Origin of the sequence: Acidovorax sp. Leaf73 (assembly GCF_916855635.1) — a bacterium.
GTDB lineage: Bacteria > Pseudomonadota > Gammaproteobacteria > Burkholderiales > Burkholderiaceae_C > Acidovorax > Acidovorax facilis.
Map to the genome: position 1 here is coordinate 21,920 of NZ_CAKASI010000001.1, position 11,836 is coordinate 33,755.

Consider the following 11,836-nt stretch of genomic DNA (forward strand, 5'->3'; position numbering starts at 1 on the left):
AGTGATGTAATTTTGCATCACTACAGAGCGAAATTGCTGCGTTTGAATTGTGTGTTGGCGCTGTAACCTTGCAGGCCTGAATGATATTTTTGAGGAATGCAACCCATGCCCACCGCTTTGAGTGAACAACATCCCGCCACTGTGCAGACCGCCGTACCACCCACCATGCAGGCCATCGTGTTCGACGACTTCGGTGGGCCTGAGGTGCTGGTGGCCCGGGAGGTCCCGACCCCCGAGGTGCGTCCGCAGGACCTGCTGGTGCGCAACGCCTCCATCGGCGTGAACCGCGCTGATCTGTTGCACCGCAAGGGGGCTTACGGTCGCGCCTACTTCGGCGATGCGGACACCATGGGGCTGGAGATCGCGGGCACGGTGGTCGCGGTGGGCCCGCTGGTGCGCGGCTTTGCCGTGGGCGACCGTGTGATGGGCATTGTGGGCGGCGGGGCCTACGCCGAGCTGTCGCGCATCGACCACCGCATGGCCATGCATGTGCCGGAGGGCCTGGCCCTGGTGGCTGCGGGTGCGGTGGCGGAGGTGTTTGTGACCGCACACGAGGCGCTGTTCCACCTGGCCAACCTGCAGGCGGGCGAGTCGGTGCTGATCCACGCAGCCGCAGGCGGCGTGGGCTCGGCGGCGGTGCAACTGGCGAAAGCGGCGGGCGCACGGGTGTTTGGCACAGCAAGCGGTGACAAGCGCGATGCAGTGCTGGGCTTTGGCGCGGATGTGTTCATTGATTACCGCAGCGAGGACTTTGCGGCCGTGGTTGCGCAGGCAACGGACGGTAAAGGTGTGGACGTGGTGATCGACTTCATTGGTGCGCCATACCTGGAGCGCAACGTGCGGTCGTTGGCCGTGGGCGGGCGCATGGTGGCCGTGGGCTTGCTGGGGGGCGCGCAAGGCGCCACGTTGCCGGTGGACGCCGTGCTGTACCGCCATCTGCAGATCTTTGGCACGGTGATGAAGTCGCGCCCGCCCGAGGTCAAGCAGGCCATGGTGCAGCGCTTTGCCGAGCGGTGGCTGCCTGCGCTGGCGGCCGGTGCGATCTGGCCGGTGATTGACAGCACCTACCCGTTGGCAGATGCCGCGCAGGCCCACAGTCGCATGGAATCTGGCGTCAACGTCGGCAAGATTCTGCTGCTGCCAGGGGCGGCGTGAGGCGCGCAGAAGTTCATTGTTGCGGTTGGGGCATGGCGCCCGGGCAGGCCCGACTCCGCGTCAGCCCGCCGCTCTGGCCGCCCCCGCCGCCTGTCGGCAACCTGCAAACATGTCCAGACCCGCGCTGTACGCCCCGGTCTTCACATCCATCAACCCCAGCACCGAGTGAAAGTAGTTGTCGTGGGTGATGCGCTGCTCGGCCAGCACGTGCTGCAGGCAGCCGGTGGCGACCTGGGTGCGCGCCTGCATGGCGGGCGAGAGCCAGGTGATCCACGGCACATGCTTTTGCACGTCGGGCGCAATGGAGTAGGGCAGACCGTGCAGGTAGAGGTTGTTCTCGCCCAGTGATTCGCCATGGTCTGCTACATAAATCATAGCTGTTTGCGCTTTGCTATCCTGCGCTGTGAGCCATTTGAGCACTGAATCGAGGAAAAAGTCCGTCTCCACGACGCTGTTGTCATACGCGTTGACGACCTGCTGGCGCTCACACTCCTGCAGGGAGGTGGATGTGCATTCGGGGCCAAACTTCTTGTTGTCGGGCGCCGAGCGTTTGTAGTACGCGGGGCCGTGGCTGCCCATCTGGTGCAGCACGACCACGGTGCCGCGCTGGCGCTGTTCAGCGGGCAGGGCGGCGATGCGGGTGTCCAGGTCTTGCAGCATCACGCGGTCCAGGCACTCGCCGCCGGGGCACAGGGCGGGGTCTGGCGTCGGGCTTTTTGGCGCGCTGGTGAGGGTCTCGCCAATGCGGTCGCACACGCCTTTGCAGCCGGACTGGTTGTCCACCCACAGCACGGCCAGGCCTGCGTGGTGCAGCACGTCGATGAGGCTTTCAAAGTTGGCAGCGCGCGCTTCATAGCCCGTGCGGCCCAGGTGCGAGAACATGCAGGGCACCGATGCTGCGGTGCTGGTGCCGCAAGACCACGCATTGCGGGCGCTGACGAGGTCCGTGCGGGCCGCGAGCAGCGGTGTGGTGTTGCGCTCATAGCCGTTGATGCCGAAGTTGCCACTGCGGCCGGTTTCGCCCAGCACCAGCACCAGCAGCGGCGGCTTGACCTGACCCGCATAGCTGGCGCCCAGCTGTGCATCGCGCCCCAGGGGAAGCAGCTTGCTGGTGTCCATGCGCAGGGGCTTGGTGGCGATGTTGCCCAGCGCGTACACGCTGTTGAGCGGGTTGATCAGGTAGCGCAGCTTGGTGTGGTTGCGCATGGTCGATGCAAAGTCCTGGAACACCAGCAGCAGGCACACCACGATGACGGCGATGGCGCCCGCCAGCAGCAGCCCGTTGTGCGCCGCGTGGCGCAGGGTGCTCAGCCGCAACACGGGGCGGCGCAGCAGCCACCACAGCGGTGGCACGGCCAGCGCCAGTACGGTGGCCAGCATGCGCCAGTTGAGCAGGTCACCCGCCTCTTTGACGTCGGTTTGCAGCACGTTGGTGAGCATGCTGGCGTCAATGGCCACGCCGTAGGCCAGCATGAAATACGCGCCAAACGCAGCCATCACCACCAGCACGGTGGCGGCGGGCTTGAGCGTCCAGCGCCAGGCCAGCAGGCTCAGCAGTGCGGCATTGCCCGCTGCCACGATGAGCGCAAACGCGATGGCAAAGCCCCAGCCGCGCAGGCTACCCTGGCCCGGCAACTGCGCCACCTCGCGCCACAGCGGCACATTGCAGGCCGTGGCCAGCCAGGTGCTGATGAGCACCACCACCCAGGCAGGGTGCAGGTGGCGTGTTGCGGTGGAAACGGGCCGGGGCGCAGTGCCCGTGGCCAGGTGGGGAAGCAGCAGGCGCTGCAGTATCAAAGGCATGGGGCGCACTGTGGCGCCCGAGGCTTAAGGCCGCATTAACGTGCGGACTGCGGCAGCAGGTTTCTGGCGTGGTGCGCCAGGTGGTCGGCCATGAAGGTCTGGATGAAGTAGTAGCCGTGGTCGTAGCCCGCGTGGCGGCGCAGGCTGAGCGGCTGGCCGATGGCCTGGCACGCAGCTTCGAACAGGTGTGGGTGCAGTTGGTCGGCCAGAAACTTGTCGGACAGGCCTTGGTCGATGAGGATGCCTGCAGGGTAAGGCGCGACTGGCTGGTGCTGCATGAGCACCGTGGCGTCGTGCTCGATCCAGCCCGTGCGGTCTGCACCCAGGTAGCCCGTGAAGGCTTTCTCACCCCACGGGCACTGGGTGGGCGCGCAGATGGGGGCAAAGGCCGACAGGCTCTGGAAACGGCCCGGATGGCGCAGCGCCAGCGTGAGCGCGCCATGCCCGCCCATCGAGTGGCCGGTGATGCCCAGGCGGGTGCCGTCGATGGGCAACTGGGCTGAGACCAGCGGCAGCAGCTCTTTCAGCAGGTAGCTCTCCATGCGCCAGTGGCGTGCCCAGGGCTCGGCCGTGGCGTCCAGATAAAAGCCTGCGCCCACGCCGAAGTCCCAGCTATCGGCCTCACCCGGCGCATTGGCTCCGCGCGGGCTGGTGTCGGGCGCGATGAGTGCCAGGCCCAGCTCGGCCGCCAGGCGCTGGGCACCGGCCTTGACCATGAAGGTCTCTTCGGTGCAGGTGAGGCCCGCCAGGAACAGCAGGGCGGGCACGGGCCCTTGCTGCGCCTGCGGGGGCAGGAACACTGAGAACTTCATGGGCAGCCCGATTTCGGTGGAGGCGTGCTGGTAGAAGCGCTGCTCGCCGCCAAAGCAGGCGTGGCTGCTGAGGAGTTCCAGGGAGGTGGTCATGGTAGATGCTCTGAAAATAATAGCTGCTAACGCTTTATGGATAAGCGTTAGAGGTCTTTTTTGTTTGAATTGAAAATTGACCTTAGACCGAGCCCGTTTGCCCTGAGCCTGTCGAAGGGTTGGTGGCAAGGCGTGCCATGGCTTCGACAGGCTCAGCCCGAACGGGTAACGGGGCGTTCGGGCGTCTCAAACGTTGGCTGCTCTGAAGGGCTCAGGCCACTGCGTATTTAACGACGGAGCGTATCGACTTGCCTTCGTGCATCAAATCAAACGCTTCGTTGATGTCCTTGAGGCCCATGGTGTGCGTGACAAACGGCGCGAGCTGGATCTTGCCCGCCATCGCGTCTTCGACCATGCCGGGCAACTCGCTGCGGCCCTTGACGCCGCCAAACGCCGTGCCCATCCACTTGCGGCCGGTGACGAGCTGGAAGGGGCGGGTGCTGATCTCCTGCCCCGCACCGGCCACGCCGATGATGACCGACTGGCCCCAGCCGCGGTGCGCGCATTCGAGGGCGGCGCGCATCACGTTGACGTTGCCGATGCACTCAAAGCTGTGGTCCACGCCCCAGGTTGTCATCTCCACAATGACTTGCTGGATAGGCTTGTCATGGTCCTTGGGGTTCACGCAGTCGGTGGCGCCAAAGGTGCGGGCCAGATCGAATTTGGACGGGTTGGTGTCCACGGCGATGATGCGCCCGGCCTTGGCCAGCTTGGCGCCTTGAATGACCGCCAGGCCGATGCCGCCCAGGCCGAACACGGCGACCGTATCGCCCTCTTGCACCTTTGCGGTGTTCTTGACGGCGCCCAGGCCCGTGGTCACGCCGCAGCCCAGCAGGCAGACCTGCTCGGGGTTGGCGTTGGAGTTGACCTTGGCGAGCGACACCTCGGCCACCACGGTGTATTCGCTGAAGGTGCTGCAGCCCATGTAGTGGTAGATGGGCTGGCCGTTGTAGCTGAAGCGCGTGGTGCCGTCGGGCATCACACCCTTACCCTGTGTGGCGCGCACGCTCACGCACAGGTTGGTCTTGCCGCTCTTGCAGAACAGGCACTCCCCACATTCGGCGGTGTAGAGCGGGATCACATGGTCGCCGGGCTTCACGCTGGTCACGCCTTCGCCCACTTCCACCACGATGCCAGCGCCTTCATGGCCCAGCACCACGGGGAACAGGCCTTCGGGGTCGTCACCGCTCAGGGTGAACGCGTCGGTGTGGCACACGCCGGTGTCGGTGATCTTGATGAGCACTTCGCCCTTCTTGGGCGGGGCCACGTCGATCTCGACGATCTGCAGGGGTTCTCCGGCTTTGAAGGCGACGGCGGCACGGGATTTCATGGGGTGTTCCTTTCGGTCAATCGGATGGGGACGGTCTATTTGAGGTAGGAGCGAAGCAACGCCAGTGTTTCGTCAATGGCCTGCTGCGATGGTGCTGGTTTTTCCGCCAGCGTCTCGCGCACATGGCTGTCGAGCAGGTCGGCCATCAGTCCGTGCACGGCGCCACGCATGGCCGCCAGCTGCTGCAGGATGGGGGCGCAATCGCTGCCCGCCTCCACCGCGCGCTCCAGCGCCTCGGCCTGGCCCTTGATGCGGCGCAGTCGGGTGATGGCGCGTTGCTTGTCTTCGGGGGTGTGGGGCATGGGCTGCGGGGGGTATGGTGCGGGGGCTGCCTTTGTACTGGGTGGCAGTATAAAAGATAGCCCCATACTGGTCGCGCGGTAGGCCGTCAAAAAACCTTTTAACTAGGGGGGAGTATGTGCATCCGGCACGGCTTGGCCTGTGTGGGGCGCCCATGAAAAAAGCCCGCAGGCACTGCCAGCGGGCTTCGGGAGGGGGTGGACGGCGCGCGGGGCGCCGTACCGGTCAACGCTTGGCCAGTGGTGGCACGTCGCGGCGCTCGGAGCCGGTGAACAGCTGGCGGGGGCGGCCGATCTTGTACTCGGGGTCGCCGATCATTTCGTTGAGCTGGGCGATCCAGCCCACGGTGCGGGCCAGGCTGAAGATGCCGGTGAACAGGTTCACAGGAATGCCGATGGCGCGCTGCACGATGCCGGAGTAGAAGTCCACGTTCGGGTAGAGCTTGCGCTGCACGAAGTAGTCGTCTTCCAGGGCGATCTTTTCCAGTTCCTTGGCCAGCTTGAACAGCGGGTCGTTTTCCAGGCCCAGCTCGGCCAGCACTTCATTGCAAGTCTCTTGCATGAGCTTGGCGCGGGGGTCGTAGTTCTTGTACACGCGGTGGCCAAAGCCCATGAGCTTGACGCCGGAGTTCTTGTCCTTGACCTGCTTGATGAAGTCGCCGATCTTTTCCACGCCGCCTTGGGCCTGGATGTCGTACAGCATGTTCAGGGCAGCTTCGTTGGCGCCACCGTGGGCAGGGCCCCACAGGCAGGCCACGCCCGCAGCGATGGCAGCGAACGGGTTGGTGCCCGACGAGCCGCACAGGCGCACGGTGGAGGTCGAGGCGTTCTGCTCGTGGTCGGCGTGCAGGATGAAGATGCGGTCCAGCGCGCGTTCCAGCACGGGGTTGACCTTGTACTCTTCGCAGGGCGTGCCGAACATCATGCGCAGGAAGTTGCCTGCATACGAGAGGTTGTTCTGCGGGTACATGTAGGGCTGGCCCATGCCGTACTTGTAGGCCATGGCGACCAGCGTGGGCATCTTGGCGATCAGGCGGATGGCGGCGATCTCACGGTGCTGCGGATTGTTGATGTCCGTGCTGTCGTGGTAGAAGGCCGACAGGGCGCCCACCAGGCCGGTCAGCACGGCCATGGGGTGCGCGTCACGGCGGAAGCCACGCAGGAAGAACTGCATCTGCTCGTTGACCATGGTGTGGTTGGTCACGCGGCTCGTGAAGTCGGTCTTCTGCGCTGCGTTAGGCAGGTCACCGTACAGCAGCAGGTGGCAGGTTTCCAGGAAGTCGCAGTTTTCAGCCAGCTGCTCAATGGGGTAGCCGCGGTACAGCAGTTCGCCCTTGTCGCCGTCAATGTAGGTGATGGCCGACTGGGTGGCTGCCGTTGACAGGAAGCCTGGGTCATAGGTGAACATGCCCGTCTGCGCATACAGCTTGCGGATGTCGATGACATCCGGGCCAATGGTGCCCTGGTAGACCGGCAGGTCCACGCTGGGACCGCCGTTACTGAACGACAGGGTGGCTTTGTTGTCAGCTAGCTTCATTGTTACTTTCCTTAGGTTTGCCGATGATCATCCGGTCTGGTGGGGCTGGGATCTTTTCAGAGCGAGAAAACCCGCTCGTCAGGTGCCCAGCACGGGGGTGCCGCCGCTTTCCCGCAGCATGCCCAGCACTTCATGCACCTCGGGCGCATCCAGCGTCTCACTGGGTTCCTTGCGGCAAAGCAGCAGGTCCAGGAGGTCGTTGTCGGCGAGGTCCATCAGGGCCGCAAGGCCCTGGGCGTGGCGCTGGTTCAGCTCAGGCTCGAAACGGGTGAAGAACTGTTCGATGAACAGATCGTTTTCCAGCAGGCCGCGCCGGCAGCGCCAGTGCAGCTTGCTGAGTTCGCGTTCCGTCAGCAGCGGCGAGGCTGCCGAGGGGGCGGTGGTGGCGGTTGCACCCATGGCGGTCCTGGGCCCCGGTCAGATGGCGCGACGCACCATCAGTTCCTTGATCTTGCCGATGGCCTTCGTGGGGTTCAGGCCCTTGGGGCACACGTCCACGCAGTTCATGATGGTGTGGCAACGGAACAGGCGGTACGGGTCTTCGAGGTTATCGAGGCGCTGGCCGGTGGCGTCATCGCGGCTGTCGGCGATGAAGCGGTAGGCCTGCAGCAGTCCGGCAGGGCCCACGAACTTGTCGGGGTTCCACCAGAAGCTGGGGCAGCTCGTGGAGCAGCTGGCACACAGGATGCACTCGTACAGGCCGTTGAGCTCTTCGCGCTCTTCGGGAGACTGCAGGCGCTCGCGGTCGGGTGGAATCTGCTCGTTGATCAGGTAGGGCTTGATCGAGTTGTACTGCTTGAAGAACTGCGTCATGTCCACGATCAGGTCGCGGATCACGGGCAGGCCGGGCAGGGGCTTGAGAACAATCGTGCCCTTCAGGGTATTCATGTTCGTCAGGCAGGCCAGGCCGTTCTTGCCATTGATGTTCATCGCGTCGGAGCCACAGACGCCTTCGCGGCACGAACGGCGGAACGACAGCGTGGGGTCCTGCTCCTTGAGCTTCATCAGGGCGTCCAGCAGCATGCGTTCATGGCCGTCGAGTTCGATCTCGATGGTCTGCATGTAAGGCTTGGCGTCCTTGTCCGGGTCGTAGCGGTAGATTTGGAATGTGCGCTTTTGCATGGTTCTTCTCTCGTGGGGCTACTGTTTAGAACGTACGGACCTTGGGGGGCACGCTGTCCACCGTCAGGGGCTTGAGGTTGACCGGCTTGTAGGCGAGGCGGTTGCCTTCGCTGTACCACAGGGTGTGCTTCATCCACTCCTGGTCATTGCGGCCCAGGGGGAACTCGGCGTGGTCGGCAGGGTGCTCGTAGTCGTACACGGTGTGGGCGCCACGGCATTCCTTGCGGGCGGCGGCCGACACCATGGTGGCCTGCGCCACTTCGATCAGGTTGTCCACTTCGAGCGCTTCGATGCGGGCGGTGTTGAACACCTTGGACTTGTCCTTCAGCGTCACGTTGGCCACGCGGCTGCGGATCTCGGCGATCTTCTTGACGCCTTCGTCCATGCTGGCCTGGGTGCGGAACACGCCGGCATGCTGCTGCATGGTGGAGCGGATGTCGCCTGCCAGGTTTTGCGCGTAGATGCCTTCGTTCGACTTGTCGAGCTGGTTCAAGCGCTCCAAGGTGCGGTCGGCCGCATCCTTGGGCAGGGGCTTGTGCTCCTTGTTCTTGTTGTTGAACTCGACGATGTGGCGGCCAGCGGCCTTGCCGAACACCAGCAGGTCCAGCAGCGAGTTGGTACCCAGGCGGTTGGCGCCGTGCACCGACACGCAGGCGCATTCGCCCACGGCGTACAGGCCGTTGACCACTTCGTTGTTGATGCCATTGGCTTGTGCAACCACTTGGCCGTTGATGTTGGTAGGCACGCCACCCATCTGGTAGTGGATGGTGGGCACCACAGGAATAGGTTCCTTGGTGATGTCCACGTTGGCGAAGTTGACGCCGATTTCGTACACCGAAGGCAGGCGCTTATGGATGGTGTCTGCACCCAGGTGGTCGAGCTTGAGCAGGATGTAGTCCTTGTTGGGACCGCAGCCGCGACCTTCCTTGATTTCCTGGTCCATGCAGCGGGACACGAAGTCGCGCGGGGCCAGGTCCTTCATGGTGGGCGCATAACGCTCCATGAAGCGCTCGCCGTTGCTGTTGAGCAAAATAGCGCCTTCGCCACGGCAGCCTTCGGTCAGCAGCACGCCAGCGCCGGCCACGCCCGTGGGGTGGAACTGCCAGAACTCCATGTCCTGCAGCGCAATGCCGGCACGTGCCGCCATGCCCAGGCCGTCACCGGTGTTGATGAAGGCGTTGGTCGATGCCGCAAAGATGCGGCCAGCACCGCCGGTGGCCAGCAGCACGGTCTTGGCTTCCAGGATGTACAGGTCGCCGGTTTCCATTTCCAGGGCGGTTACGCCCACCACGTCGCCGTCGGCGTCGCGGACCAGGTCCAGCGCCATCCATTCGACGAAGAAGTTGGTCTTGGCCTTCACGTTCTGCTGGTACAGCGTGTGCAGCATGGCGTGGCCGGTGCGGTCGGCAGCGGCGCAGGCGCGTTGCACGGGCTTTTCGCCATAGTTGGCGGTGTGGCCGCCAAAGGGGCGCTGGTAGATGGTGCCGTCGGGGTTGCGGTCGAACGGCATGCCGAAGTGTTCCAGCTCATACACCACCTTGGGGGCTTCGCGGCACATGAACTCGATGGCGTCCTGGTCGCCCAGCCAGTCGGAGCCCTTGATGGTGTCGTAAAAGTGGTAGTGCCAGTTGTCTTCGGACATGTTGCCCAGCGATGCGCTCACGCCGCCTTGTGCAGCCACGGTGTGCGAACGGGTGGGGAAAACCTTGGACAGCGAGGCCACGTTCAGGCCTGCGCGGGAGAGTTCAAGCGCGGCACGCATGCCGGAGCCGCCTGCGCCGACGATGACGACATCGAACTTGCGGCGGGTGATGTTAGCGTTGGTGTAGCTCATTATTTTTTGCCTTCAGTCGCGGGGATCAATCAGAGACGCCACAAAACCTGGATACCCCAGCCGGCACAGCCGACCAGCCAGACGATGCTGAACACCTGCAGTGCCAGGCGCAGTCCCACTGGCTTGATGTAGTCCATCAAGACTTCACGCAGGCCGATCCAGGCGTGCCAAGCCAGTGCAACGATCACGGAGAAGGTCAGCACCTTCATCCACTGGGCCGAGAAGATACCGGCCCATTTGTCGTAGCCGATGGGGCCTTTGGAGAAGATCACCTGGGCCAGCAGTGCCAGGGTGAACAGGGCCATCAGGACTGCCGTGACGCGCTGGCTGAGCCAGTCGCGCAGGCCATAGTGGGCGCCGACGACGACGCGCTTGGAACCGTAATTGACGGACATGGGAATTTCCTCTCGTTCTTCGGCGGGCACTGCCTGGCAGCAGCCGCCGCTTTTTGGGGTTGATCGATCAGTACAGGCCGAAAAGCTTGGCGCCCAGCACCAGGGTCAGCGTGATGCTGATGGCCAGGACGGCAAAGGCCGAGGACTTGCCGAATTCCTTGTTCACGGCGCTGTGGCTCACATCCATCCACAGATGGCGCAGGCCAGCGGTGAAGTGGTGCAGGTAGGCCCAGATCAGTGCCAGGGCCACCAGTTTGATGAACCAGCCGGGCACGAAGCCAATGCCGATGTTGAAAGCCGCCGAGAACCGGGCGAACGAGATTTCAGACGACACCGAAGTGTCGAACATCCAGATGATGAAAGGCAGCAGCAGGAACATGATCAGCCCGCTGCCGCGGTGCAGGATCGAAACCCACGCGGCAGGAGTCATGCGGTAGGTGGTCAGGTCCTTGAAGGCATTGATGTTGCGGAATTCAGGCCGTTTTTTGGCGAGTTCTGTCATGTTGTGTGCTTTCGTGGATGTAACTGCTTTGTAATTTGAAGATGCAAAGAACGCAAAATTCTATTGCAACGCAACAAGAAGGGTTTGCTCCAGCCCGAATGTTCTACGTTTCCGCTCAGTTGCCAGGGTGGTGTCAGCTCAGTTCGTTACGGTAATGGTGCGTGTCGGTCAGGTACAGGCCGCGCCGTAACTCCATCGGAACGTCGTTGTAGGTGTAGGCGATGCGCTCCACGCTCAGCAGCGGCGTGGCCTGTGGGATCTGCAGCATCGCCGCCTGGTCGGCATCGGGCAGTACGGCACGTATTTTCTCCTCGGCACGTACCATGCGTACGCCGAAGTCGAGTTCAAACATGGCGTAAGTAGGGCCTTGGTAGTTGGCCAACTGTTCGGCCGTCAGCCCTTTGAAAGCCTGGCCGGGCAGCCAGATGTCTTCCAGGATGGTGGGTACGCCTGCGAATGACAGGACTCGCCGCGCCTGGACCACCGGGTCGGCGCTACGCAGTGCCAGTGCGCGCGCCACGTCAGCGCTGGCACGCACACGCCGACAATCGATCACCTTGCGCTGTGCAGGGCCCTCGACGCGGACGTCTCCCGTGTCGGGCATGAGCTTGAGAAAACGGTACTGCACATGCTGCTCGGCATGGGTGGCCACAAAGGTGCCCTTGCCCTGGCGCCGCATCACGAGGTTTTCGGCCGCCAGCTCGTCAATGGCCTTGCGCACCGTGCCCTGGCTCACGCGAAAGCGTGCAGCCAGCTCCATCTCGCTGGGGATGGATTCGCCCGGTTTCCACTCGCCCTGTTGCAGACTTTGCAGGATGAGCCCTTTGATCTGCTGGTACAGCGGGCTGAACGCGGGCGTGGCAGAGCCCGTGCCTGCCAAAGGCTGCGCAGGGTTATCGGCGTTGAGCGGAAGCGAGGACATGGCGATCGGGAGAAGGGCAGGCCGCACACGAA

Annotated in this window: 12 protein-coding genes; 1 reads left to right on the forward strand and 11 read right to left on the reverse strand. The window is 63.7% G+C overall.

The annotated features are described in order from the left end of the window. The first annotated feature begins 165 nt into the window (after window positions 1-165). A complete protein-coding gene (locus LPA35_RS00115) occupies window positions 166-1,155 on the forward strand; it encodes an NAD(P)H-quinone oxidoreductase (protein WP_370641360.1) in 990 nt (329 codons plus the stop codon). Between the two features lie 60 nt (window positions 1,156-1,215). Here LPA35_RS00115 and LPA35_RS00120 read toward each other — a convergent pair whose 3' ends face one another. The 11 genes from LPA35_RS00120 to LPA35_RS00170 all read right to left on the reverse strand — a co-directional run bounded on the left by LPA35_RS00120 (window position 1,216) and on the right by LPA35_RS00170 (window position 11,804). Next, complete coding sequence (locus tag LPA35_RS00120; protein WP_228894301.1) at window positions 1,216-2,958, reverse strand: phosphoethanolamine transferase; 1,743 nt, start codon at window positions 2,956-2,958, stop codon at window positions 1,216-1,218. A 35-nt stretch (window positions 2,959-2,993) separates the two neighbouring features. Continuing rightward, the gene (fghA, locus tag LPA35_RS00125; protein WP_228894303.1) at window positions 2,994-3,863 is read right to left on the reverse strand and encodes an S-formylglutathione hydrolase; all 870 of its coding nucleotides are present in this window, start codon (window positions 3,861-3,863) and stop codon (window positions 2,994-2,996) included. 211 nt (window positions 3,864-4,074) lie between these two features. Continuing rightward, the gene (locus tag LPA35_RS00130; protein WP_121419456.1) at window positions 4,075-5,193 is read right to left on the reverse strand and encodes an S-(hydroxymethyl)glutathione dehydrogenase/class III alcohol dehydrogenase; all 1,119 of its coding nucleotides are present in this window, start codon (window positions 5,191-5,193) and stop codon (window positions 4,075-4,077) included. Between the two features lie 35 nt (window positions 5,194-5,228). Further along, window positions 5,229-5,495 carry a metal/formaldehyde-sensitive transcriptional repressor gene (locus LPA35_RS00135; RefSeq protein ID WP_055402789.1) on the reverse strand — a complete coding sequence of 89 codons (267 nt, stop codon included), beginning with the start codon at window positions 5,493-5,495 and terminating at the stop codon, window positions 5,229-5,231. 223 nt (window positions 5,496-5,718) lie between these two features. Beyond that, window positions 5,719-7,029 (reverse strand): citrate synthase, encoded by a 1,311-nt coding sequence (locus tag LPA35_RS00140; RefSeq protein WP_121419457.1) that lies wholly within the window; start codon window positions 7,027-7,029, stop codon window positions 5,719-5,721. Between the two features lie 78 nt (window positions 7,030-7,107). Continuing rightward, window positions 7,108-7,428, reverse strand: a complete 321-nt coding sequence (locus LPA35_RS00145) for a succinate dehydrogenase assembly factor 2 (protein ID WP_055393121.1) — start codon at window positions 7,426-7,428, stop codon at window positions 7,108-7,110. An 18-nt stretch (window positions 7,429-7,446) separates the two neighbouring features. Continuing rightward, window positions 7,447-8,151, reverse strand: a complete 705-nt coding sequence (locus tag LPA35_RS00150; protein ID WP_055393124.1) for a succinate dehydrogenase iron-sulfur subunit — start codon at window positions 8,149-8,151, stop codon at window positions 7,447-7,449. Window positions 8,152-8,176: 25 nt separating this feature from the next. After that, entirely contained in the window at window positions 8,177-9,985 is a 1,809-nt protein-coding gene (sdhA, locus tag LPA35_RS00155; RefSeq protein ID WP_055393127.1) for a succinate dehydrogenase flavoprotein subunit, read from the reverse strand. A gap of 29 nt (window positions 9,986-10,014) precedes the next feature. Beyond that, window positions 10,015-10,380: a succinate dehydrogenase, hydrophobic membrane anchor protein gene (gene sdhD, locus LPA35_RS00160; RefSeq protein WP_055393129.1), complete on the reverse strand. Its 366-nt coding sequence runs from the start codon at window positions 10,378-10,380 to the stop codon at window positions 10,015-10,017. 67 nt (window positions 10,381-10,447) lie between these two features. Further along, the gene (gene sdhC, locus LPA35_RS00165; RefSeq protein WP_121419458.1) at window positions 10,448-10,882 is read right to left on the reverse strand and encodes a succinate dehydrogenase, cytochrome b556 subunit; all 435 of its coding nucleotides are present in this window, start codon (window positions 10,880-10,882) and stop codon (window positions 10,448-10,450) included. 133 nt (window positions 10,883-11,015) lie between these two features. Further along, the gene (locus tag LPA35_RS00170) at window positions 11,016-11,804 is read right to left on the reverse strand and encodes a GntR family transcriptional regulator (protein ID WP_055393133.1); all 789 of its coding nucleotides are present in this window, start codon (window positions 11,802-11,804) and stop codon (window positions 11,016-11,018) included. Window positions 11,805-11,836: the final 32 nt, after the last annotated feature.

What these genes read in the sequence shown, in the direction of transcription:
- LPA35_RS00115 (WP_370641360.1), top strand. Translation starts at nt 166, where the DNA reads ATGCAGGCCATCGTGTTCGACGACTTCGGTGGGCCTGAGGTGCTGGTG.
- LPA35_RS00120 (WP_228894301.1), bottom strand. Translation starts at nt 2,958, where the DNA reads ATGCCTTTGATACTGCAGCGCCTGCTGCTTCCCCACCTGGCCACGGGC.
- fghA (WP_228894303.1), bottom strand. Translation starts at nt 3,863, where the DNA reads ATGACCACCTCCCTGGAACTCCTCAGCAGCCACGCCTGCTTTGGCGGC.
- LPA35_RS00130 (WP_121419456.1), bottom strand. Translation starts at nt 5,193, where the DNA reads ATGAAATCCCGTGCCGCCGTCGCCTTCAAAGCCGGAGAACCCCTGCAG.
- LPA35_RS00135 (WP_055402789.1), bottom strand. Translation starts at nt 5,495, where the DNA reads ATGCCCCACACCCCCGAAGACAAGCAACGCGCCATCACCCGACTGCGC.
- LPA35_RS00140 (WP_121419457.1), bottom strand. Translation starts at nt 7,029, where the DNA reads ATGAAGCTAGCTGACAACAAAGCCACCCTGTCGTTCAGTAACGGCGGT.
- LPA35_RS00145 (WP_055393121.1), bottom strand. Translation starts at nt 7,428, where the DNA reads ATGGGTGCAACCGCCACCACCGCCCCCTCGGCAGCCTCGCCGCTGCTG.
- LPA35_RS00150 (WP_055393124.1), bottom strand. Translation starts at nt 8,151, where the DNA reads ATGCAAAAGCGCACATTCCAAATCTACCGCTACGACCCGGACAAGGAC.
- sdhA (WP_055393127.1), bottom strand. Translation starts at nt 9,985, where the DNA reads ATGAGCTACACCAACGCTAACATCACCCGCCGCAAGTTCGATGTCGTC.
- sdhD (WP_055393129.1), bottom strand. Translation starts at nt 10,380, where the DNA reads ATGTCCGTCAATTACGGTTCCAAGCGCGTCGTCGTCGGCGCCCACTAT.
- sdhC (WP_121419458.1), bottom strand. Translation starts at nt 10,882, where the DNA reads ATGACAGAACTCGCCAAAAAACGGCCTGAATTCCGCAACATCAATGCC.
- LPA35_RS00170 (WP_055393133.1), bottom strand. Translation starts at nt 11,804, where the DNA reads ATGTCCTCGCTTCCGCTCAACGCCGATAACCCTGCGCAGCCTTTGGCA.